Annotated in this window: 13 protein-coding genes; 11 read left to right on the forward strand and 2 right to left on the reverse strand. The window is 43.4% G+C overall.

What is annotated here, in order from left to right; translation table 11 throughout:
- The first annotated feature begins 79 nt into the window (after positions 1 to 79).
- The 5 genes from TY03_RS19290 to gpmA all read left to right on the forward strand — a co-directional run bounded on the left by TY03_RS19290 (position 80) and on the right by gpmA (position 5,070).
- A complete protein-coding gene (locus tag TY03_RS19290; protein WP_042372968.1) occupies positions 80 to 382 on the forward strand; it encodes a DUF4286 family protein in 303 nt (100 codons plus the stop codon).
- Complete coding sequence (gene ruvC / locus TY03_RS19295; protein ID WP_042372970.1) at positions 379 to 945, forward strand: crossover junction endodeoxyribonuclease RuvC; 567 nt, start codon at positions 379 to 381, stop codon at positions 943 to 945. The genes TY03_RS19290 and ruvC overlap by 4 nt, the downstream gene beginning before the upstream one ends.
- A 40-nt stretch (positions 946 to 985) precedes the next feature.
- Complete coding sequence (pulA, locus tag TY03_RS19300) at positions 986 to 2,986, forward strand: type I pullulanase (RefSeq protein WP_042373077.1); 2,001 nt, start codon at positions 986 to 988, stop codon at positions 2,984 to 2,986.
- A gap of 67 nt (positions 2,987 to 3,053) precedes the next feature.
- On the forward strand, positions 3,054 to 4,232 hold the full coding sequence (uxuA, locus tag TY03_RS19305; protein WP_042372972.1) for a mannonate dehydratase: 1,179 nt from the start codon (positions 3,054 to 3,056) through the stop codon (positions 4,230 to 4,232).
- 91 nt (positions 4,233 to 4,323) lie between these two features.
- A complete protein-coding gene (gene gpmA, locus TY03_RS19310) occupies positions 4,324 to 5,070 on the forward strand; it encodes a 2,3-diphosphoglycerate-dependent phosphoglycerate mutase (protein WP_042372974.1) in 747 nt (248 codons plus the stop codon).
- Positions 5,071 to 5,162: 92 nt separating this feature from the next.
- Here the strand turns inward: gpmA and TY03_RS19315 are convergent, their stop codons facing one another.
- Both TY03_RS19315 and TY03_RS19320 read right to left on the reverse strand, forming a co-directional pair.
- Positions 5,163 to 7,610, reverse strand: coding sequence for a glycosyl hydrolase family 95 catalytic domain-containing protein (locus TY03_RS19315; RefSeq protein WP_042372976.1), 2,448 nt, complete (start codon positions 7,608 to 7,610; stop codon positions 5,163 to 5,165).
- A gap of 13 nt (positions 7,611 to 7,623) precedes the next feature.
- Entirely contained in the window at positions 7,624 to 11,571 is a 3,948-nt protein-coding gene (locus TY03_RS19320; RefSeq protein ID WP_042372977.1) for a hybrid sensor histidine kinase/response regulator transcription factor, read from the reverse strand.
- A gap of 206 nt (positions 11,572 to 11,777) precedes the next feature.
- Between TY03_RS19320 and TY03_RS19325 the strand changes: the two genes are divergently transcribed.
- The 6 genes from TY03_RS19325 to TY03_RS19350 all read left to right on the forward strand — a co-directional run bounded on the left by TY03_RS19325 (position 11,778) and on the right by TY03_RS19350 (position 24,885).
- Entirely contained in the window at positions 11,778 to 13,349 is a 1,572-nt protein-coding gene (locus TY03_RS19325; protein WP_042372978.1) for a beta-N-acetylhexosaminidase, read from the forward strand.
- Positions 13,350 to 13,735: 386 nt separating this feature from the next.
- Positions 13,736 to 17,047, forward strand: coding sequence for a SusC/RagA family TonB-linked outer membrane protein (locus TY03_RS19330; protein WP_042372979.1), 3,312 nt, complete (start codon positions 13,736 to 13,738; stop codon positions 17,045 to 17,047).
- A 14-nt stretch (positions 17,048 to 17,061) separates the two neighbouring features.
- Positions 17,062 to 18,900, forward strand: coding sequence for a RagB/SusD family nutrient uptake outer membrane protein (locus TY03_RS19335; RefSeq protein ID WP_042372981.1), 1,839 nt, complete (start codon positions 17,062 to 17,064; stop codon positions 18,898 to 18,900).
- Between the two features lie 48 nt (positions 18,901 to 18,948).
- A complete protein-coding gene (locus TY03_RS19340; protein ID WP_042372983.1) occupies positions 18,949 to 20,766 on the forward strand; it encodes a DUF5006 domain-containing protein in 1,818 nt (605 codons plus the stop codon).
- A gap of 187 nt (positions 20,767 to 20,953) precedes the next feature.
- On the forward strand, positions 20,954 to 22,540 hold the full coding sequence (locus TY03_RS19345) for a sulfatase family protein (RefSeq protein WP_042372985.1): 1,587 nt from the start codon (positions 20,954 to 20,956) through the stop codon (positions 22,538 to 22,540).
- Between the two features lie 23 nt (positions 22,541 to 22,563).
- Complete coding sequence (locus tag TY03_RS19350; protein ID WP_042372987.1) at positions 22,564 to 24,885, forward strand: glycoside hydrolase family 20 protein; 2,322 nt, start codon at positions 22,564 to 22,566, stop codon at positions 24,883 to 24,885.
- Positions 24,886 to 24,899 lie beyond the last annotated feature (14 nt).

Consider the following 24,899-nt stretch of genomic DNA (forward strand, 5'->3'; position numbering starts at 1 on the left):
TGTTCCGTTTTCGTGCTGCAAATATAATGCATTATTCTGAAATAATTGCTAAGTTTGCAAAAATAATAATCAAAAAAATATGCTAATCTATAATACAACCTTTCAGGTAGATGATGAAGTTTGCGACAACTTCGTAATTTGGATCAAAGAATCATACATTCCCGAAGTAGAAAAACAAGGGACATTGAAGCACAGTCGGTTTTGTAAGATATTGAGCCATAGGTCGGAAGGAAGCTCGTTCTCATTACAGTGGGAAGTAGAAAACAGCAGCTTACTGCATCGTTGGCACATGGAACAGGGCACAAAGCTCAATGAAGAGTTAATGAAGCTATTTGAAAATAAAGTGATCGGTTTTCCTACATTAATGGAGGTAATAGCGTGATTCAACCGGTAAAAGAAAAAATAATTCTCGGAATTGACCCCGGAACAACCATTATGGGATATGGTGTACTGCGCGTAGTAGGCACCAAACCCGAGATGGTAGCCATGGGGGTGATTGATTTACGCAAATTGGCCAATCATTATATGAAGTTAAAGCATATACACGAACGGATACTCGGTATCATTGATAGTTATCTGCCCGACGAGGTGGCCATTGAAGCTCCTTTTTTTGGAAAGAATGTGCAATCGATGCTGAAGTTAGGACGTGCACAAGGGGTAGCCATGGCTGCTGCATTGAGCCGCGACATACCCATAACCGAATATGCTCCGCTCAAAATAAAAATGGCCATTACGGGTAAGGGGCAAGCCACCAAAGAACAGGTAGCCGATATGCTGCAACGCATGTTGAAACTGTCTAAAGAAGAGATGCCCACCTTTATGGATGCTACCGACGGATTGGCAGCAGCCTATTGTCACTTTCTGCAAATGGGAAGACCCGTTGTAGAGAAAGGATATAACGGGTGGAAAGATTTCATTGCAAAGAACCCCGAGAGAGTAAAGTAAAACAAGAAACTATGAATACCAATCGTTAAAATAACAAATGATGAAACTAAATTATCTGTCGGTGATAGGAGTGACAACGGCTACAATGATGGTTAGTTGTGCACCAGTAAAGAAGGAGTATGCGTCTTATGAGTTGTATCCGGTGCGGACTGGAAGCTTAACAGAAATGGAGTACACCCCCGAGAGTACTACATTCTCGCTTTGGTCACCAACAGCTGATGAGGTACGTCTGATGTTATTCGACACAGGAAACGAAGGACATGCTTACGAAACCGTAGCACTGCAACCCGGTGAGAATGGAACCTGGTCGGTGAAGGTGGATAAAGACCTCTTGGGCAAGTTCTACACGTTTAATGTAAAGATCAACGATAAATGGTTGGGCGATACGCCGGGTATCAATGCCCGTGCGGTAGGAGTCAACGGAAAGCGTGCGGCCATCATTGATATGAAAGCAACCAATCCCGAAGGATGGGATCAAGATCCGCGTCCGCCCTTGAAGTCGGCAGCGGATATCGTATTGTATGAAATGCATCATCGCGACTTCTCGATCGATTCTACATCGGGTATCAACCACAAAGGGAAATACTTGGCACTGACGGAGCACGGCACGGTCAATTCAACTAAAATGTCGACCGGTATCGATCATCTGGTCGATTTGGGAGTAACCCATGTGCATCTGTTACCATCCTACGACTATGCCTCGGTCGATGAATCAAAGTTAAATGAAAATAAATACAACTGGGGATACGATCCGCAGAACTACAATGTGCCCGACGGATCTTACTCAACCGATCCTTATACCCCGGCTACTCGTATCAAAGAGTTCAAGCAGATGGTACAGGCTTTGCATAAAGCGGGTATCAGGGTAGTGCTTGACGTGGTATACAATCATACCTTCAATACGGCCGAAAGTAATTTTGAACGTACCGTACCGGGATATTTCTACCGTCAGAAAAAGGATGGAACATTTGCCGACGGATCAGCTTGTGGCAACGAAACCGCAAGCGACCGTGCAATGATGCGCAACTACATGATCGAGTCCGTGCTCTACTGGATCAACGAATATCACCTGGATGGTTTCCGTTTTGACCTGATGGGCATCCATGATATTGAAACGATGAACGAAATACGTAAGGCAGTAGATAAAGTCGATCCCTCCATCTTTATATATGGCGAAGGTTGGGCTGCCCAAGCACCTGCTTATCCGGCCGACTCATTGGCCATGAAAGCCCATGTGAATCGAATGCCGGGCATTGCCGCCTTCTCTGATGAAATGCGCGACGGTCTGCGTGGTCCTTTCAATGAGAATAAAAAAGGAGCTTTCCTGGCTGGTCTTCCCGGAGAAGAGATGAGTATTAAATTCGGTATTGTAGGTGCTATTGAGCATCCGCAAGTGAAAAATGATTCGGTAAATTACAGCAAAGCACCTTGGGCACTGCAACCGACACAAATGATCAGTTACGTTTCCTGCCACGATGATATGTGTCTTGTTGATCGCTTGCAAGCAAGCATTCCCGGATTGACTCGTGAGCAATTAGTGAAGCTCGACAAGCTAGCGCAAACAGCCGTTTTCACCTCACAAGGCGTTCCGTTTATCTATGCCGGCGAAGAGTTGATGCGAGATAAAAAAGGAGTGCATAACAGTTTCGAAAGTCCTGATTCCATCAATGCTATTGATTGGCGGCGTAAGGCGATGAATGCAGATGTGTTTGCCTATTATAAAGGATTAATCGCTCTACGTAAGTCGCACCCTGCTTTTCGAATGGGAGATGCCGATATGGTTCGTAAACACTTGGAGTTTATTCCGGTCGAAGGCAGCAACCTAATCGCATATCGACTCAAAGATCATGCCAATGGCGATAGCTGGCAGGAGATAATTGTAGCACTCAATGCACGTACCACACCAGCCAAGCTATCCATAGAGGATGGCAAGTACACCGTTGTTTGCCGGGATGGAGTGATTGATAGTCGCGGAATGGGCACTGTCTATGGACCGGAGGTCTTTGTACCCGCCCAATCGGCGTTGATTCTTTATAAATAAGCGATAGATTCTCCATTACAAACGATGAGTGTCTGCTTTACAGCTTCACTCAATTAAGAAAAGAAGAATGGAAAAAACCTGGAGATGGTTTGGGAAGAGCGATAAGATCACTCTTCCTATGCTCAAGCAAATAGGAGTCGAGGGTATTGTGACAGCCCTTCATTCGATACCCAACGGCGAAGTCTGGCCGCTTGAAGCGATTCTGGAGATGAAGTCGTATATCGAATCCTTCGGGCTTCGTTGGTCGGTTGTCGAGAGCTTGCCGGTGAGCGAGGCGATCAAGTATGCCGGTAAGGAGCGCGACGTATTAATTGAGAACTACAAACTTAGCTTGGCTAATTTGGGGCGTGCAGGTCTGAAAACCGTATGCTATAACTTCATGCCCGTGATCGATTGGATTCGTACCGATCTTGCCCATCCATGGGCCGATGGCACCTCTTCTCTCTATTTTGATAAGATTCGTTTTGCTTACTTTGATTGCTATATTCTACAACGTCATAATGCCGAAGCCGATTATACCGACGAAGAAAAAAGTAAGATGCATGCACTGGCTGCCGTCATAACCGAAGCCGAGAAAGAAGAACTGATCGATACGATTATTGTTAAAACGCAGGGATTCGTTAATGGGAATATCAAAGAGGGAGATCAGAATCCGGTTGCTATCTTCAAGAATTTATTGTCACTCTACGAAGGCGTTGACAGAGAAACACTGCGCACTAATCTTTACTATTTTCTTACAACTATTATGCCCGTATGCAATGAATGGGGTATAAATATGTGTATTCATCCCGACGATCCTCCTTGTCAGATGCTGGGACTGCCCCGCATTGTAACCGATGGAGATGATATTGATTGGTTGTTGAACGCTGTAAATAACCCACACAATGGGTTAACCTTTTGTGCCGGATCACTGAGTGCCGGACTGCAAAACGATGTTTCGGCCTTGGCTTGTCGCTTTATTCACCGCACTCATTTTGTGCATTTACGTAGTACTGCCGCCTCTTCCGATGGTAACTTTATAGAAGCCTCACACCTCGAAGGACGTGGTAAAGTACCCGAATTGGTACGTATCTTTGAAAAACTCCGCCCCGATCTTCCGATGCGGGTTGATCATGGACGACTGATGCTTGATGATGCCGGTAAAGGATATAATCCGGGATATTCATTTCATGGACGGATGCTGGCTTTGGCACAGGTAGAGGGAATGATGTCGATGGTAACTAATTATACCGATGCTAAAGCATAAATTACCAGTTTTTAACTGAAATACAGGTGATTCATGAACTTTGCTCCGCTGCTAATTGTTTTGAAAACAAAAACAGAAAGGAAAATAATTCATGAAGAGGATTGTATTACTTCGCCATGGTGAAAGTGTTTGGAATCAAGAAAATCGCTTTACCGGATGGACAGATGTTGATCTGACTGTAAAAGGAATTGCCGAAGCCGAAAGGGCAGGGGAGTTGTTGCTTCATCAAGGTTTTCACTTTGATAGAGCCTATACCTCGTATTTGAAACGAGCGGTCAAGACACTGAACTGCGTACTTGATAAATTGAATCAAGATTGGATTCCTGTTGATAAAAGCTGGCGACTGAACGAAAAACATTACGGTATGCTACAAGGCTTGAATAAAGCCGAAACCGCTGCTAAATATGGTGATAAGCAGGTATTGGTGTGGCGTCGTAGCTTCAATATAGCACCTCTCCCCTTGAGTGAAGACGATCCTCGAAACCCTCGCTTTCAGGAACGCTATCGCGAAGTGCCCAACAGCGAACTGCCTCGTACCGAATCTCTCGAAGATACCATCGATCGGATGTTACCATATTGGAAATGCGTCATTTTCCCTCAGCTAGAGGAATCTAACGAGCTATTGGTTGTAGCTCATGGTAATAGTCTGCGGGGAGTTATCAAGTATTTAAAGCATATTTCTGATGAAGATATTGTCGAGTTGAACTTGCCAACAGCTGTTCCTTATGTATTCGAGTTTGATGAAAAGTTGAAGTTGGTCAGGGATTACTTCCTTGGCGATCCGGAGGAGATACGGAAATTGACCGAGGCCGTAGCTAATCAGGGAAAATCGGTTTAAGGTTCATTCTCATAGAATACAGGTAGCGTGTCATATAAAATAGAATAACGCGATTGAATGATGTTCGTTCAATCGCGTTATTGTTATCTTGTCTATGCAACTTTCAATCGGTTGCCTGCTATGATAATTCGATAGCTTTTCCCTTTCTGAGTTTTGAATGATAATGTCATGCCTTCATACTTCAATACACAAGGTTCTCCTGCGTTTGATACGATGGTGGCTTCGGTTAGCTGGTTGTTTTGCCAGCTGATAGATACTTCAAAGTTTCCTTTCGCACAAAGACCATTGACTGAGCCATTCTCCCACGCTTTGGGTAGGGCGGGCAATAGTTGGATAAATCCCATGTGGCTTTGCATCAACATCTCCGTAACACCGGCAGTTCCTCCAAAGTTACCATCAATCTGGAAGGGTGGGTGGGTATCCCACAAATTATCCATCGTACCGTTTTTCAGTAGGTTACCATATAATTTATAGGCATGGTCGCCATCGTGTAATCGTGCCCATTGATTTAGCTTCCATCCCATGCTCCATCCTGTGGCTCCATCTCCACGGTGCTCCAATACAACCTTAGCTGCCTGTGACAGCTCGGGTGTGGTAATGGGCGAAAGTGTATGTCCCGGATGTAGTCCGAATAAATGATTCACATGACGATGCTCATCTTTGGGGTCATCAATGTCGGTCGACCATTCCAATAGCTGTCCGTAGCGTCCTATTTTGTAGGGAACCAAATTGGCCAGTACCTGTTCCCATTCTTTACGCTCCTTGCTGTCTACTCCCAACACTTTGCTGGCAGCGATAGCATCCAAGAGTATTTCGCGCGCTACAGCATGATTAAAAGTCGCTCCTTCATCTATAGGACCGTGCTCTGGCGAAGTTGAAGGGGCAGCGGTATAGGTACCATCGGGCTTTTTCCATAGATAATCGACCGTAAACTGTGCGCTGCTTTTAATCAACTCATAACCGGTCTCTTTCAGAAACTTCTTGTCGCGCGTATAGTCATAATACTCCCATACATGTGTGGCAAGCCATGGTCCTGCCATCGGGTTGAGGTTCCATGACATGTCCTTGCTGGAGAGAGGTGCCGTAAACCCAAAGATATTGGCCGATATGGAGGCAGCCCATCCTCTTGCTCCAAAATAAGCTTGCGCTGTCTTTTCACCCGGTTTCTGTAATAGGCGAATGAAGTCGATGAGGGGCTGAACGCTTTCCGAAAGATTGGTTGAGCAGGCCGGCCAGTAATTCATTTGTAGGTTGATATTGTTATGGTAATCTACCCGCCACGGACCATCAAGGTTGTTGTGCCACATACCCTGCAAGTTGGCAGGCAGGTTGCCCGGACGCGAACAAGCAATCAGCAGATAACGCCCGAATTGGTAATACAGTTCCTCCAAACGATAATCGGGTTTTCCTGCACGATAATTGATAAGACGCTGATAGGTAGGCAGACTGGTGCTTTCGATTCCGGGGTTTAAATGGAGCTGTACCCGGTTGAATAGTTGGGTATAGTCGGCCTCATGGTTGCGATACAACTCGTCATACCCTTTTGCGAACGCCTTATCCATCATTGCCTGCGTGGTTTGCGAAGGGTCATTGCCAACATACGTTTTAGGGTTTGCGAAGTCGGGATCAAAATTCATTTTATAATCGGTGTCGGCAGTGAGTAGAAATACTACTTCGTCGGCGCCTTTCACTATGATCCGGTTGTTTTCCGCCATCATCGTGCCGCCTTTGTGAATGGCTTTGATGCGGATGGCAAACTTCATCCCGTTGTTATTTAATACACCTCTATAAACGAGTCCATTTGTTCCGTCTGCTTGTAGGTCGCTTTTGGCTTCTGAGTTCGGACAGTAACTGAGCACGAGATTCTGCTGCCCCGCCTTATCGGCGGTAAACTTCATGACCATTACACTATCGGGATACGAAATGAAATACTTACGCTGATAGTGTGTGCCGTCTTTGTCGAACTGCACCACTGCCATGGCCGAATCGAGTGATAAAACCCGTCGGTAGTTGGTCATTTGCAGTTCGCTCAATCCGGTCTCTACATAGAGTTCGCCCATGGTGCTAAAGGAACCGAAGCGAAAAGGTGTTTCATCACTCTCTTCATAAGCAGCCAGTCCGTTGAAGTTGTCGCTTGTGAGCTTTGCCGCCTTCTTCTGGTCGCCATCGGCAAATGCCTGCCGAATATCTTTGAGCAAGTGTGCCGACTGCTTGTTTACGTTCCAGTAATAATCGGCTCCTCCGGCTGTATTGGGGCCTCCTTTCCACAGTGTCTTTTCGTTTAGGGTGATACGCTCGGCAGCAACCGATCCTAAAATGTTAGCTCCCAAGCTACCATTGCCCAGTGGGAGAGAGCTTGTCTCCCAAGCCTTGTCGGGATTGTGTCCCTGTCCGGATTGTCTCAGCCAAATCGCTTGTCCGTCGAGTGTATTGGGCTTATCAAACCAAATAGATAACCCTCGTGTATAATCCGTATTTCCAGCCTGTAGGGTTGGCAATACGAGTAGTGTTCCTACTATAAAAGAATAAAGCTTTCGCATGTCTTTTCAGTTTTTAATGTGATGTATTGATGTTAGTTGTTTTTTTATTTTTCTCTTTATATTGTGTGGGCGTTTGTCCCGTATGCTGTTTGAAGGCTGTGCTGAAATAACGTGAGGTAGAAAAGCCCACCTGTTCAGCTATTTCGGCAATTGAAAGTTCCGTTTGTTTGATAAGAACCATTGCTTTCTCCATTCGGTATTTATTGATGTAATCGTTTACACCCATATTTGCCAGTGCCTTTATTTTATTATAGAGTGATGCCCGGCTCATACCTATCTCCTTGCAGATAAGAGTAACGTCTAGTGTGGGAGAACTCAGATGCGTGGTAATGATCTTATTTATTTTGAGCATGAAATTTTCATCGGTCTGGCTGATGGTGCTATCTTCGGGTTGGGGGATGAATCCTGCATGGAGATAACGCATACGCGTGTATTCTCTATTTCTCAGCCGGCTACGAATCAATTCGAGCAATACATCAATTTCGAAAGGCTTTGTCAGGTATGCGTCGGCTCCCGTTTTATAACCCTGTATTTCGCTTTGCTCATCATCACGTGCAGTTAATAATAAGATGGGTATGTGACTTATTTCGATGTTCTCTTTGATTTGCTTACATAGTTCGTATCCGTTCATGTGCGGCATCATCACGTCGCTGATGATAATATCCGGCTGCGAACGTTTAATTACATTCAAGGCATCTACGCCATCTTTGGCGGTTAGTATTTGTTTAAAATCAGTTTCCAGTGCCTCGCGCAGGAAGTTAATCATATCTGCATTATCATCTACGATCAATACCGTGTAGTTATTGGTTGGGAAAGCATTTGCTTGTGGCTCCTCCATTGCGCTTTTGTCGGAAATCAGTTCATTTAGATAGGCTTTTGGCGGGAAACTGATGATCTCGGCTGTTGTGACTAACGGCAATTCGAAGAAAAAGGTAGCTCCTGTGTTCATATTATTTGTGGCCCCTATACTTCCTCCATGTAGTTCGGCCAATATTTTTGCGTATGACAAACCGATGCCACTTCCGTTCTGTTCGTTGCTGCCTTGGTAAAAGCGAGTGAATAGCTTATCCACGTCTACACCTACTAATCCGCATCCTTGATCGCTAACGGCTATGCGAACCGATTGCCGATCGGTTATAAGTGTCGATTGTATCGTGATTGTACTTCCTTCGGAACTGTGTTTTAAGGCATTAATAAGTAGGTTATTAAGTATTATTTCGCATTTGTTTGCATTGAAACTGATGGTTCCAATCTGTTCTTCGAGCTGATAGTCGATGCGGATGTTTCGTGCTTCCGATTCATGGACGAAGTTGTTTGCCGTGGTACGAATCCATTTATTGAGTGGTTGCGGGCTGACTTGCAACTTGCTTTCCTTGACTTCTAACTTGCGCAAATCAAGTACCATATTAATCAGCTCTTTCATCCGCAGCGTTTGTTTATATGCGCTCTTCAATGCTTTATAGTTGGTGTCACTATCGGGCAGCGATTTCAAGATACGTTGTAGCGGGCTATGAATCAAGGTGAGTGGTGTGCGTAACTCGTGGCTGATGTTGATAAGAAAACGTACCTTTTCCTCATACACCTTTTGCTCGTGTGTCTGGATAGCCCATTTCATTTTCTCTTCTTTTCGTTTCAGTGTCGATAAGAAGATTTGAATGATGGTATACGATATCAGCAGGATACATCCCAGAATGAACCACCATGATTGATACCACGGCGGCAATACAAGGATTGTTAAGACTTGTTCGTCTGCTGTCCAGTCTCCATCTTTGGTGCTGCACGATGCCATAATCCGATAGGTACCTGGCTGAAGGGAGCGGATCACCAATTCGGGTTGATACGATTCTATGTATTGATCATTCAATCCTACTATTTGATACCGGTACCTCTTTTTTCTGAGAATGTCTTTCTCCTCTGCCATTACCCGGATAGTAATGGTGTTATTATTCCAAGGCACCGAAATCGTTGGATGCTCTCTTGTTAGCTCATTGTTAATGCTTTCTCCGTTGATACTTACGTCTGTGAGTTGTAAAGTAGGTATCTCGGATGAGTCAATATGAAGTGTATGCTCAATGTGCAGCAACCCTTTGACACCTCCCATGTAGATATCACCAGTAGTCGATACCAATCGTGGCTTTTGTAAATATTCATTTCGTATCACTCCATCCGATTCTCCGAATATGATAAACTTCTGTTCTTTAATCATCCAAGCAAAGAGCATGCCGTCTACCCCGATCCATAACTTTCCTTTATGGTCGCAAATGACTGATCGTACTTCGCCAAACAACCCTGTAGATATATTTTTGAACTTGCGTGTACTGGGAGTATAGGAACTTAGTCCGTAATTCGTTCCTATCCAGAATGTCCCTTTTTGATCTGCTGATACCGAATTAATGATGGTATCTCCATTCATGACGTATATGGGTTGTAATTTATTCTTCTGATGGTCTAAGACGTAGATACTTTTAAGATCATTTAAATAGGTTTGTTCTGCCTTTCTTTCAATGGGAAGTAATGCCCCTGTAATATCATGTCCCTCCTCTTCTTTTACCAACTCGAAAACTTTCGTCTTTAGGGTATAACGATAGATGTGATTGGCCAATAGTAATACCGTTTCCGGAGTGTTTTGATACAGGTTTACGGTTCTTCCGCTGAAACAGAGCTGGTCGTTTATTTCCTTGTTAACAATGGTCAAGGGTTGGCTGTGTCCCGTCGTAGTGTTAAAAATGAAAACTCCTTTTGCAAATAATGATACCATGAGTTCTGTTGAGCTGTATCCTGTAATGGAGGCAACTTTGTCACGCCAAGTCGATGGATAATGTTTGAATTTTCCTATGACCGGATCAAAACTGTTGATGCCTCCGCCATCAGTTCCGATCCATATTCGTTGGTCGTTTGGTCGCTGATAGAGACTCAATACAGTGTTATCACTCAATCCGCGATCACTGTTTAGTGCGGCATCAGTATAAGTTTTGATGGATGCCTTGCGAATACTGATTAGTCCGCTGCGGATGCTACCTGCCCACATATTGTTGTAATCGTCTTTGTATAAGCATAAAATCGAGTTAACCGGTAGTGAATAACCATCGCCAGGAACGTGTTCAAGTACGGTAATCTGTTTTGTTTTCGGATTGAGTATATTGATTCCCCCTCCGTCTGTTCCGAACCAGATTTGCCCATCCAGTTCGGCCATGCTCAGCACCACGTTGTGGCTTAGATTGGAGTTTTGTGTAGTGTATGTTGACAATAGTTGTCCGTTTTGATCGTAGCAACGAACTCCATTATTATACGGAGCTATCCAGATTCGCTTTTGGGAGTCTATCAATATATCCTTAACTTCTTTTCCACAGTCAAAAGGTGGCTCCGAGATCTTTCCGGTACGTATATTGACAAGTATAATACCTATCCAGCGGTTACAACATAGCAATACATCGCGACTCCAAGGCTTGATTTGTGTAATGGCAAAGTTCTCCCTCCCTTTGAGTGTTTGCAGTAGATTGATTTTGTCTGTTTGATAGTTGTATTGATAGATTTTTCCGGTGCTTCCAAAGAGAATGCCTTGGTCTGTCAAGCAGGCTGTTTGGGCAATAATGCGCTCTCCATTATCTAATCGGGGGATTTCGAACCGATCGTTTTCTCGTTGATAACGTGCCAGCCCTCCCTCGGTCATGACCCAGATGTGGTGGTTTTTATCTTCAATAATCTGATAAATGTAGTTGTGCGGCAGTCCGTTTTTATCATCGGCTTGGGCAACATAGCGTTTTAGCTCATGCCCGTCAAACCGTCTTAAGCCCGACTGTGTACCAATCCAGATAAACCCTTTTTTTTCTTTGAAGATACAGCGTACGGTTGATGGAAGGCCGTCTTGTATGGATAGTTGTTTGTAGTAATAGTGATTTGCATGTATTGTTTGTCCGCCCCAGAGCATCAGAATGAGAAGTAAGTAGTTTAGTATTTTCATAATCTGAGGTTAAATGTCGTGTCGGCAAAAGTAGTATTTTGTTTTTTTATTTGCAAGTAATAAGGTCGATTAATAATGAGTGAATATAGATCATTTATTGTCAATGCAAAAAGTGAATAATCTTTTGATAATTCGTTTTTTGCCTTATCTTTGCAGCGCAGTAACAGTTTATTATCTGCTATGAAAACCTTTAAAACACAAACTATATGAAATGTTATTTTACTTTCCTCTTTCTTCTTGTTGCTTTTGCCCTCAAAGCGCAAAACAATCAATCGGCACTCTTGCCTATGCCGAATCATATCGAACAAAAAACAGGCAAACCCTTTCGGTTGGCAAGCTCGAAGACCTCTATTGCCACCCATGATGCCGAACTTCAATTTGCTGCCATTTCACTTCAGGCTTTGTTGAAAGAACAGATGCAGTTGGATGTTCCGCTGCATACTTCTTCGCGGACAGCCACTATTCACTTGCGTATCGACCCTTCGATGACGGGAGCCGAGCATTATACGATTCGTGTCGATGAGAAGGGGATGGACATTGCCGGTGCAACCCCTGCTGCCGTATATTATGGAGTGATGACAGTCGGTCAGTTGTTGTTGGGCGATGTGGTTTCTACACAGTCTAAACAGATTGCTCCTGTTTGGATAGATGATGCCCCCCGTTTTCCATTTCGCGCTTTGATGCTCGACCCTGCACGTCATTTTCTGCCGGTAGCCGATGTTAAGTTTTACATCGATCAAATGGCGCGGTATAAATACAATGTACTTCAGCTCCACCTAACCGATGATCAAGGATGGCGTTTTGAAGTCAAGAAACATCCCCGGCTTACCGGAGGCGAGTATTATACGCAGGAGCAACTCAAAGACTTGATTGCTTATGCCGCCGAACGCCATATTGAAATAGTGCCCGAAATAGATATTCCCGGCCATACGGTAGCCATACTTGCCGCCTATCCCGAATTAGGCTGTACTCATACCGATACATTGGTTAAGAAAGTGGGTACAACTGTTAACCTGATGTTGTGTGCCAATAACGAAAAAGTATATACGGTTTTTAAAGATGTGATTGATGAAATGGCTGCGCTGTTTCCCTCACGTTTTATTCATTTGGGAGGTGACGAAGCGGTTGTTGAGCAAAACTGGACAAAGTGTACCCGTTGTCAGGCACTGAAGAAAGAACTGGGTTATGAAAAATCATCGCAGCTCATGGTTCCCTTCTTTACCAAGATGTTGGATTTTGTACGTAATAATGGCAAAGAACCTATTTTATGGTGTGAGTTAGACCGTATTTATCCCCCCGCTACCGATTACCTGTTTCCATATCCAAAAGATGTGACCTTGGTTAGTTGGCGGGGCGGGCTGACACCCACTTGTCTCGATCTTACCGCCCGTCATGGCAATCCCGTTATTATGGCTCCCGGCGAATATGCCTATCTCGACTATCCACAACTGAAAGGCGACTTGCCCGAATTTAATAATTGGGGTATGCCGGTTACTACACTCGAAAAGTGCTATCAGTTTGATCCCGGTTATGGAAAGTCTGAAGCTGAACAGGCACATGTAAAAGGTATAATGGGTACACTTTGGGGTGAAGCAATGCCCGATATCAATCGTGTGACGTATATGACCTATCCCCGTGGTTTAGCTTTGGCCGAGGCCGGATGGACCCGGATGGAACATCGCAGTTGGGAATCATTCAAAAACCGACTTTCTCCTAATCTTATGTATTTAATGAAAAAAGGAGTATCGGTGCGTGTTCCTTTCGAACTCTATCGATAACGACTAACCCCCAAAAGGTTCGGACCTTGTATTGCAAAGGTTCGAACCATCTGTCCTAAATGGTCGGAACCTTCCACTCGGATGGTCCGACCATTTTTTTATTACTTCTGCTGTTGTTGTAGTCTATATAATTCATATTCTGGTTACTTCCAATATTGTCTAAACAATGTTCGTTTTTGTCTAAAACCCTTGCTGAGGTATTTTAAATATCTGTTTCTGGATTATTTATAGACAATTTTAAACCCATCATCGCATCTCTACTCGCTATATTTGCGCTATAAATAAGAGAATACCAACCTCTTGTTAATCATTTGAAACGACTTATTGACTATAGCAATAACGTAGTTTGAATTTATAAATTGTAGTATTATGAAAAAAGGAAGTTTATGAAAAAGCACGCAAATTTTATTTTTCTGATGTTCCTGTTATTGTTTCCTTTAGGAGCTCTCGCTCAGCAAGAAATGATAAAAGGACAAGTTATTGACGACAAAGGAGAAACGATCATTGGGGCAACTGTCATGGTGAAAGGTTCTTCTGATGGCACAATTACCGATTTAGATGGTAATTTTTCCGTGAAAGGGAAAATAGGAAGTACCCTTTCTGTTACTTATGTAGGATATACTCCCCTCGAAGTAAAAGTAACAAAACTGGCTGGAAATCAATTTGTGTTAAAAGAGGACTCTAAGGTTTTGGATGAAGTAGTAGTGGTAGGTATGGGAACACAAAAAAGAAATACAATTACTGCTGCTGTTTCTGTTATTAAACAAGATGCTATTACCAGTCGTCCGGTGACGGATGTGACCAGTGTATTACAAGGTAATGTGGCTGGTCTTAATTTTTCGACAGATGCGGTTGCTGGTGGTGTTGGTGGTGAAATCGGAGCGGAGATCAAATTTAATATTCGTGGTGTCGGTTCTATCAACGGTGGTTCGCCGTATATATTGGTCGATGGAGTGGAACAGAGTTTGCAGAATGTAAACCCTGCAGATATCGAAAGTATTAGTGTGCTTAAGGATGCATCTGCTTCTGCTGTCTATGGGGCACGTGCAGCTTATGGTGTTGTTCTCGTAACGACCAAAAGCGGTAAACAAGGAAAAGCACGCGTATCTTATAGTGGAACGTATGGCTTTAGCTCTCCTATTAATATGCCGGAGATGATGAACTCTATTGAGTATGCTAATTATGAGAATGAGAAAAGGCGGAACAATGGGGTAAAAGAGCTCTTTACACCTAATATCATTGATAAGATGTATCAGTTTATGCAGAACCCTTATTCTCCCGGACTTCCGGGGGTAGATGTCAATGCCAACGGAACTGATTGGGCGGGTGCAGTCGATAACCTTTATGCTAATACCGACTGGTTCGATTATTATTTTAAAGATAGATCTCCCCGGCAAACACATAATTTAAGTGTTACGGGTGGTACTGATAAACTAAATTTTTATGTAGGTATGGGCTATACATACCAAGAAGGGCTAATGAGTGAAGTGGAGGATAACCTAAGTAAATACAATCTGAATACAAAACTAGGATTAAAAGCAAATAAATGGTTGCGGTTTGACTTCAGCAATAATGTGATGTTAACCATTACGAAGCGCCCAATGCCCAATCAAACTATATTCTATAATGGTATATCCGGTACGACTCCCAATCGTCCGACTAAATTACCGGTGACGTCAGAGTATAACTTACCGAACTGGAATGAGTATCTTTATTTGAAAAGTGCTAATTACCGAGAAAGTAAAATTTCAGATATCATCTCTCTGTCTACTACAATCACCCCATTAGAGGGTTGGGACATTGTTGGCGAAATGAAGACTCGCTTGGATGTACGGACAAATGATTTTACTTTGAAAAAACCTCGGTATGAGAAGCCTGGCAATGAAATGAATATTATTACCGGAACCCGACAAGGGTATCAATATCCGGGTATGTCTTGGAAGAATACGCAATTCGGTTCATTCACCAGAGGTTCTGCCTTCGATTATTATTTATCTCCCAGTGTCATGACTTCTTATTCACACCAATGGGGTGATCATTACTTTAAAGGAATGGCTGGTTATCAGATGGAAGTGCAAGAATACTCTAATGAGTTTATTTACCGCGATGGTATGTTGAGTGAGGATACTTATTCTTTTGAAAATGCTAACGGAGCTACTTACGTGGGAGAAGGGCGTACACATTGGGCTACAATGGGGCTATTTGCCAAATTAAACTACAATTACAAGGAAATTTACTTTTTGGAAGTAAGCGGACGTTATGACGGATCTTCCCGTTTTGCACTCGGTCGTCGTTGGGGATTGTTTCCTTCTATGTCTGCGGGGTATGACATTGCTCGTACTGACTATTTTAAAGAACTGGATGTACCGATATCTCAGTTGAAGGTTCGTGGTTCTTACGGTATGTTGGGAAATCAAAATGGAGCAGGATTGTATGACTATCTGGGTCTGATGCCGCTTAGTACGAATACGGCTAATGGATGGTTGCTTCCCCCGACAGGAGGAGGAACTGCCATCATTGGTACGACTGCCGGAACACCTAAAATGCTTAGTCCTACCATCACTTGGGAAAAAGTGAACACGATCAATCTTGGGTTGGATTTCGGTCTTTTCAATAACCGTTTGTCTGCAACGGCAGAAATCTATCAACGTACCACTAGCGATATGATCGGCCCGGCTGAAGCTATTCCGATGATGAGTGGTATCTCTTCTGGCGACCGTGCCAAAGTGAATAATGCATCTTTGCGTACTCGTGGTTGGGAGCTTAGCGTGAATTGGAATGATCGTTTAAAATGTGGTTTCAGTTATGGTATTGGCTTTAATATTTCTAATTATAAAACTATTATTACGAAGTACAATAACCCTACGGGTGTTCTATACAACAATCATACCGGATTGGGGCGCAACAAAGGATATTATGAGGGAATGGATTTGGGTGAGATATGGGGATACCAAGCAGATGATTTGTTTATGACGAATCGCGAAATCGATGAATATTTGAAAACCACCGATCTGTCTTTCTTTAAAGGTGCCAATCTGTGGCAGCGAGGAGATTTGAAATACATTGATGTAAATGGTGATGGTAAAGTAGATGCAGGAAAAGGTACTTTGAGCGATCATGGTGATCTTCGTGTGATCGGTAATGCAAATCCTAAATATTCTTTCGGTATTAACCTGAATGTTGGATACAAAGGTTTTGAAATATCGACCCTGCTTCAAGGAGTAGGCAAGAGAGATTTCGCTTTGCCGGGAAGTTCTTATTTGTTTGGTGGAAGCAATTACTTTAAACAGCATTTAGATTATTTCAGTGCCGATAATCCGGATGGTTATCTGCCACGTTTGGGAGGAGTAAATTCATTGGATACTCCGGTAAACACCGGTTATAACACAACTCGCTATTTGCTCAATACGGCTTATATGCGCATGAAGAACCTGACGGTATCTTACCGTTTTGATAAGAAATTGCTCAACTCTGTCGGTATTGAAGGCCTGAGAGTTTATGTTACTTGTGATAACTTGTTTACCATATCGAAACTGCCCAAGCAGTTCGATCCGGAGACATTGAATCAGGTGAACGATTGGGCCGGCGGAAGCAATAACCTTGCTCCGGCTATGACCTCGGCTTTGGGAAATAATGGTAATGGTAAAGTCTATCCGATGAACCGTAACTTTGTATTTGGACTCGATTTCACGTTTTAAAAGGAGAATATAAAATGAAAAATATATATAACATATTACTTTTAGCGGGTGTTTTGTTGTTCTCTGCTTGTTCAGATTTTCTGAATAGAGAGCCTTTAACTGCACCTAATAATGTCTCTTTTTTGTCAGACCAGGCACAATTGGAGAATTACATAAACAATTTGTATACTTCGCTTCCTGCCTTTGCCCAATTCGGTATGGCTATGAGGGGAGCCGAAAGCAACAGCGATAATATCATTCTCGAGTCATATAATGCACGTATGAATGGTGAATTGAAAGCATTTGACGGTTCAAGTACTTGGACAGGAGGCTATGCCAAATTACGTAACGTAAACTATTTCTTCCGTTACTATGCTGTTCCTCCCGAACTGGAAACGGCTGCTGTGCTCTCTTTGAAAGGAGAGGCCTATTTCTTACGTGCTTATTGGCATTTTTCTCTGTTGACCAGTTTTGGCGATATACCTATTATGGATAAATTTTGGGATGAACAAGCCACGATTGAAGGATTGCAAATTCCGGCTTCCAACCGTACCGATGTAGCTAAATTTATTCTGCAGGATTTGCAAACAGCTAGCGAATTGCTTTTCGATCGTTCCAAGGGTAAAGGATTGAGAATATGTAAAGAAGCTGCGCAGATTTTTGCTATGCGGGTGGCTTTATACGAAGGAACCTGGGAGAAATATCATAAAGGAACTGACTTCTATAAAGGAGCTGACAATTCGAACTTCTTTTTCGAACAGGTAATGGCATTTGGAGATGAAGTATTTAAATCGGACTTGACCCTGAATACTACCCAAACGGATAAAACAGCCAAGACAGCTGGTGATGCGTTCGGTCATCTATTTAATACAAAAAATATGTCGGACATCAAAGAAGCTGTTTTTTGGAAAAAGTATGATGAGGCAACAGGTGTCTTTCATGTTTTAGGCAGTTTACTTTCCGGAGGTCAGGTAAATGAAAGCTCTGCAGGCGGACTTTCGCAGGCGCTGGTTGATAACTACTTGAATGCAGATGGAACTTTCATTGATCCGACGCTGCCGAAGTTTAAGGATTTCAATGAAACATTCAAAGGACGCGATTCTCGTTTGACCGAAGTTGTGATGAATAGTGGTTCAAAATTTAAATCGAATGGAAAACCCTTGAATGTAGAGCCTTATCCGATTTTAGTGGGAGAGGACTATTCTGAAGCGGATAGTGCTATTATCAAACGTATCTCTCCTCCTTTCCTTAAAGGGTCGGGTAATGGGAAAAATATTACCGGTTACCATATTCGTTTAGGCATTGATACAACTTGGGTTACCGGAAAATCAGAAACAGCACATGTGCTGATTCGCTATGCCGAGGCGCTGCTCAGCTATGCCGAAGCAGCCGAAGAATTGGGCAAATGTACGGATGCCGTATTAGATAAGACCTTGAGGTTATTAAGAGAACGTGCCGGAGTTACTTATGTAAAACCATCGACTATCGATCCTCATTTTCCTGATTTTGGTTATCCGTTGACGCCTAATATGCAAGAGATTCGTCGAGAAAGACGTTCGGAGTTTGCTTTACAGGACTATCGTCTGGATGATTTGATGCGTTGGAGGGCTCATCCTATATTTAAAAATAAGAGAGGAAAAGGAGCTTACTTCGGAAAAGAGAGCGTACTCTATCGTTCTTTTGACCCCTTGGCTAAGGATAACGAGACTACAATAGACAAAGTTCTGGTAGATGAAAATAATTGGATGGATCCGTTGAAAGAGTTTTTACCCAATGGCTATCAGTTCGATCCCGGTAGAGACTATTTGTTGCCGATTCCACCCGAAGAGCTAATGCTGAATAAAACGTTGAAACAGAATCCGGGCAAATGGTGATTCCAACCCAATTTAAAAAACTAACAATCAAGATAGAAATACTAGCATATGAAAAATATATTATATAAAATACTCTTACCCATTTACCTGTTTACACTCACCGTGGTGGGATGTAAAGATGATAATGGAATAGACTCTTTGCCTGAGTCGGTACCTCTGACTATGACTGTGAATAGCAAGAGTTTTGTAATGGGCGAACGTCTGAAAATTAATTTTGCGGTAGATGGCGAAGGACTTTCGGCAAACGAAGATTTTGATATCTACCTAAGTGCTAAATCGGGTGATAAAGATCAGTCGGGACTCTTTGAAAACTTCCCGAAGATGGTTACTTTTAGTAAAGGAGAAAAGAGCCTGCAAGTAGATATACCGGTGAACTCGAATATTACTTCGGGTGCCATTGTAGACGTTAGTGCCTTTGTACGTGGCTATAAGGTGACAGGTGCTACACAAACGATAACCGTTTCAGACTATTATCGCGTAGCTTTATCCTTGAAGGGAAGCTCAGACAAAGTGGTGAAAGAGGGAGAATCTTTCATCTTGGTCGCTACCGTTCCGGTTGCTGTGGCCGAAGAGGTGATTGTAACGATTACGCCAAAAGAGGGAGAGGAGAAGTGGTATCAGAATCTTCCTACTTCTATCACCATCCCTGCCGGATCGAAGTCGGCAGAAAGTACTTCGGCTAGTATCCTTCCGGATGGGAAGTATACTGGAAATGTTGATTTGACTCTACTCTTACAAACGATATCGACCCGCTATCCTTTGATGGATGAAAGCATTACGTTGAAGATGAACGATATGGATACTCCGTTAGGAACTTCACTTCAAGATGAGCGATGGGTGTATGATAATCCTAATATCCCGTTCATGTCGACTGCTAACAAAACGGCTATTCAGAATTGGTACACGAAAGAATTGAAAGGGATAAAAGAAGGCGATCCGCATCCGAATTCACAATTGGCTGCTAATAATTGGAAGTTCTATAACGCTTTGGAGTTTCATAAAATTCCGGTATGCGCTGTCGAGAATGTTGCTAACAATACTTTTATTGCACAAGGTCTTGCTGCACAAAATACAGTAGGTACACAAGGCGTAGCCGGTGTGGATCTTAATAAATATTCAACTGTTACCGATGATGGTTTCTTGAAATCTTGGACCATGAAGATTCCGACGAATGCTTCGGGAGGAGGTTCTGGACCTAGACAGTATGGAAATGCAGCATTTTACTCTTGCAAAGGTATTTATAAACCCGGTTTTGCCAGAATACTTCCGGGCGTGCGAGTGGAAACACGGGCTCGTTTGCGTGGACGTAAGAAAGGTTTCAATATGGCTATCTGGCTTATGGGAACAGCGAATAGGAGCTGGCCTTTGGTGGGAGAAGTCGATATACTTGAAAACCCTGCCGGAACCGATACGGATAATGATGCGCATCAAACGTTGCATATGGGTAGCGTTGATCGTAACCCATCTAGTATGAATATGATTACGAAGATGGATGACTGGAATATTTATTGGTTTGAATGGGTAGACGATAAGACAGTAAAAATGGGTATTAATGGAGAAACAACATTGACGGTTACCGAAGCTACCAGTGGACTTCCGGCTGGTGAGTGGCCATTTAATAGAACGATGAACCCGGATGGTCTCTATTATATCCTTACGCAAGCACCTGCTAATAATTGGGCTTTGGGCAGTGTTATTCCTGAAAATTGGGATGAAGGCTTTGCTTCATTGAACAATTACATTGCTGACCGTGATAAGGATGCTATTCCACGTCTCGAAATAGACTGGGTACGCTTCTATATTAATAAATCGAAAAGCGATTATCTTCAAGGTGTAAGCGGTGTAAGTAACCATACATTCTATTGATGGAGATTAATTGATTTGTTTTCAATGATGAATTAGTGCAATTATCATTCTGAGCAATGAAAGAAGGTTCGAATGTTCATTTGACTTCTTTCTTTGTTCAGAATGCTTTTTTGATACGAGAGTGCTGTCTGATCTGATCTATTAATTCTAATAACTTTAAGAATTAATATTCCTAAATATAACTATAATGAACAACTTACAATCTGGTTTACTCTACTCAATCACCAGTGCTGCTGCGGTAGCATCTTTGGTTTCCTGTGCCGGCAAGCGTCCTAATCAGGATGAACAGAAACGACTGAACATCGTCTATATCATGACCGATGACCATACGGCCCAAATGATGAGCTGCTATGATACACGCTATATTGAAACACCTAATCTGGATCGCATAGCCAAAGATGGAGTGCGCTTTACCAACAGTTTTGTCGCTAATTCGTTGAGTGGTCCCAGCCGTGCCTGCATGATTACCGGCAAGCACAGTTGTGCCAATAAGTTCTACGATAATACGACTTGCGTGTTTGACAGTGCGCAGCAAACATTTCCGAAGCTGTTGCAAAAAGCCGGTTATCAGACTGCGGTGATTGGCAAGTGGCATCTCGAAAGCTTGCCGTCAGGCTTTAATTATTGGGAAATAGTGCCCGGACAGGGCGATTATTACAATCCTCGTTTTATCACACAAAACAATGATACGATTCAAAAAGAAGGATACATTACCAACCTGATTACCGATGATGCCATCGACTGGATGGAACATAAACGCGTCAAAGATCAGCCCTTTTGTTTGCTGATTCATCACAAAGCTATTCATCGCAACTGGATGGCCGATACCTGCAATCTGGCTCTATATGAGGATAAGACATTTCCGATGCCCGACAACTTCTTCGACGACTATGCAGGCAGACCCGCTGCAGCAGCGCAGGAAATGAGTATTGTGAAAGATATGGACATGATTTATGACTTGAAAATGTTGCACCCGGATAAAGAGAGTCGCCTAAAATCCCTTTATGAAGAATACCTCGGGCGGTTGAATCCTGCACAACGTGCTGCATGGGATAAGTTCTATACACCTATCATTGAAGACTTTTACCGGAAAAAACCCAGGGGGAAAGAACTTGCAAACTGGAAGTTTCAACGCTATATGCGCGATTATATGAAAACCGTGAAGTCTCTCGATGACAATGTGGGGCGTGTGCTTGATTATCTTAAGGAGAAAGGGTTGCTCGAAAATACATTGGTGGTATATACCTCCGATCAAGGGTTTTATATGGGTGAGCACGGTTGGTTCGACAAACGTTTTATGTACGAAGAATCAATGCGTACCCCTCTTATTATGCGCTTACCCGCCGGTATGAATCGCCGGGGAGACATCGGCGAATTAGTACAAAACATTGATTATGCACCTACCTTTCTCGAACTGGCTGGAGTAGAGGTTCCTAAAGATATGCAAGGTGCATCACTGTTGCCCTTACTGAAAAATGAAAGACCGCAGCAATGGCGAAAAGCGTTGTACTACCACTTCTATGAATTCCCGGCCGAGCATTGCGTAAAACGCCATTATGGCGTGCGTACCGAACGCTATAAGTTGATTCATTTCTATAATGATATCAATTGGTGGGAGTTGTACGACTTGCAGTCCGATCCGCACGAAATGCATAACTTATACGGGCAGGAGGCGTATGAGCAGATAGCCAATGAGTTGAAAGAGGAGCTTTTGAAGCTACAGGAGCAGTACAATGATTCGGTACGTTTCAGCCCCGACAGAGATAAAGAATGACATTACGACTAACGATATATACCATGAGAAAATATACCTTATTATTACTTTTGTTACTGGTGCTACCACTTCGGGCACAAGAAACATCCGACCGTCACATCACACAAACACGCTCCATACTTCCATGTCCGATGCAATTGACATCGGGCAGTGGAAGCTATCTGTTTACCTCTCGAACCACCTTTGCGGTAGAGAATGCCGAACAAGCCAATCTGGTACGCTCTTTCAGCTCTTTATTCACCCGATCTGCCGGATTTACGCCGAAACTTGTTATCAATAAAAAGGGTGATATACGCTTTATCACCGATGCTTCCTTGAAAAGTGAGGCCTATCAATTACAGGTAACTCCTAAAAGTATTACCGTGAAAGCAGCCGATGTGAAAGGCTTTTTCTACGCGTTGCAATCGATGCGTTTGTTGTTGCCCGCTGCTATTGAGAAGAATACAGTGACAAAGGATATCGAATGGAATATACCATCGGTACAGGTAACCGACGAACCGCGTTTCGGATACCGTGGACTGATGCTCGATGTGGCTCGCTTCTTTCTGCCCAAAGAGAATGTATTGCGTATCATCGATTGCATGGCTATGTTGAAAATCAATACGCTTCACTTTCACTTGGTTGATGATAATGGTTGGCGATTGGAAATAAAGAAATATCCCCGGCTTACCGAGGTTGGTGCATGGCGTGTTGACCGTACTGATGTACCCTTTCACTCTCGACGCAACCCTCAGGCAGGCGAACCTACGCCTATCGGCGGATTCTATACCCAAGAGGATATCAAAGAAATAGTAGCCTATGCTACTCAGCGGCAGGTAGAGGTGATTCCTGAAATTGAAATGCCGGCTCATACGAACTCTTCACTGGCTGCGTATCCTCAACTGGCTTGTCCGGTAGTTGATCACTTTATTGGCGTGTTGCCCGGTTTGGGAGGTAAGAATGCCAATGCTATTTACTGTGCGGGAAACGATAGCGTATTTACCTTTTTACAAGATGTGATTGATGAGGTGGTAACCCTATTTCCTTCTCGTTACATTCATCTGGGAGGTGATGAGGCTCAAAAAACAACTTGGGAGAAATGTCCGCTTTGTCAGGCACGCATCCAAAAAGAAAAACTGCCTAACGAAGAGGAGCTGCAAGGCTACTTTATGAAACGGGTGGCAAAATATGTTGCCGACAAAGGCAAAGGGGTGATGGGTTGGGATGAGTTGACCAATAGTTCCATGCCCGAAGATGCGATTATTTTTGGTTGGCAGGGCATGGGAACGGCTGCATTGAAGGGGGCAAAACTGGGACATCGCTTTGTTATGACCCCCGCCCGTATCATGTACCTGATTCGCTATCAAGGGCCGCAGTGGTTCGAACCGCTGACCTATTTTGGCAATAACACGCTTAAGGATGTATACGATTACGAACCGATTCAGAAAGATTGGAAGCCTGAATATGCTTCTTTGCTGATGGGCGTTCAGGCATCGCTCTGGACAGAATTCTGTAATAAGCCGGAAGATGTGGATTATCTTTTATTCCCCCGTCTGGCGGCCTTGGCCGAAGGAGCATGGACACTGCCTGAGAAGAAAAACTGGACACGCTTTATTCAAAGCGTAGATAATTACAATGCTCATCTCGCAGAGAAAGGAATAGTGTATGCACGCTCTATGTACAATATTCAGCATACGGTTACTCCTCAATCCGGCGGGTTGAACGTAGATCTGGAGTGCATTCGCCCGGATGTAGAGATTCGGTATACGTTGGATGGAAGCGAACCTACCGCAGCCTCCGCTCTTTATAAACAAGCTCTTATCATTCGCTCGGCGCTTACAATGAAGAGTGCTACGTTTATCGCAGGAAAGCAGATGGGACAGACCCTTGTGTTGCCCATCGGTTGGAATAAAGCCACAGCGAAAACGATTCTTGGAGGAAGGGCTAACGAAAAGGTATTAACAAACGGCGTACGGGGAAGTTTGAAACAAACTGACTTTGAATGGTGTAATTGGGAAAAAAGTGATAGCATATCTTTCACGATTGACTTGGAAAAATCGGAAAAGCTGCATACCTTTGCCATCGGTTGCATTACCAACTATGGAATGGCAATACATAAACCTTCTGCCATCCGCGTTGAGCTATCGAATGACAACACAGACTTCAATACGGTCGGAGAATTGAAATTTACCTTCGAAGAAATTTTCCGCGAAGGTACATTTATCGATAATTGTACGATTGATTTAGGTGGCAAGGAAGCGCGTTATGTGCGGGTAACAGGCAAAGGAGCCGGAAAGTGTCCCGAGAATCACGTACGTCCCGGACAAGAATCGAGAGTCTTTTTCGATGAGATAATGATTGACTAAAATACCCTAAAGAA

It is taken from the genome of Bacteroides neonati (assembly GCF_000499785.1).
GTDB classification, from domain to species: Bacteria; Bacteroidota; Bacteroidia; order Bacteroidales; family Bacteroidaceae; genus Bacteroides; species Bacteroides neonati.

Bases quoted from the DNA above. Each gene is read 5' to 3' on its own strand.
- TY03_RS19290 (WP_042372968.1), top strand. From the start codon at position 80: ATGCTAATCTATAATACAACCTTTCAGGTAGATGATGAAGTTTGCGAC.
- pulA (WP_042373077.1), top strand. From the start codon at position 986: ATGAAACTAAATTATCTGTCGGTGATAGGAGTGACAACGGCTACAATG.
- uxuA (WP_042372972.1), top strand. From the start codon at position 3,054: ATGGAAAAAACCTGGAGATGGTTTGGGAAGAGCGATAAGATCACTCTT.
- gpmA (WP_042372974.1), top strand. From the start codon at position 4,324: ATGAAGAGGATTGTATTACTTCGCCATGGTGAAAGTGTTTGGAATCAA.
- TY03_RS19315 (WP_042372976.1), bottom strand. From the start codon at position 7,610: ATGCGAAAGCTTTATTCTTTTATAGTAGGAACACTACTCGTATTGCCA.
- TY03_RS19320 (WP_042372977.1), bottom strand. From the start codon at position 11,571: ATGAAAATACTAAACTACTTACTTCTCATTCTGATGCTCTGGGGCGGA.
- TY03_RS19325 (WP_042372978.1), top strand. From the start codon at position 11,778: ATGAAATGTTATTTTACTTTCCTCTTTCTTCTTGTTGCTTTTGCCCTC.
- TY03_RS19330 (WP_042372979.1), top strand. From the start codon at position 13,736: ATGAAAAAGCACGCAAATTTTATTTTTCTGATGTTCCTGTTATTGTTT.
- TY03_RS19335 (WP_042372981.1), top strand. From the start codon at position 17,062: ATGAAAAATATATATAACATATTACTTTTAGCGGGTGTTTTGTTGTTC.
- TY03_RS19340 (WP_042372983.1), top strand. From the start codon at position 18,949: ATGAAAAATATATTATATAAAATACTCTTACCCATTTACCTGTTTACA.
- TY03_RS19345 (WP_042372985.1), top strand. From the start codon at position 20,954: ATGAACAACTTACAATCTGGTTTACTCTACTCAATCACCAGTGCTGCT.
- TY03_RS19350 (WP_042372987.1), top strand. From the start codon at position 22,564: ATGAGAAAATATACCTTATTATTACTTTTGTTACTGGTGCTACCACTT.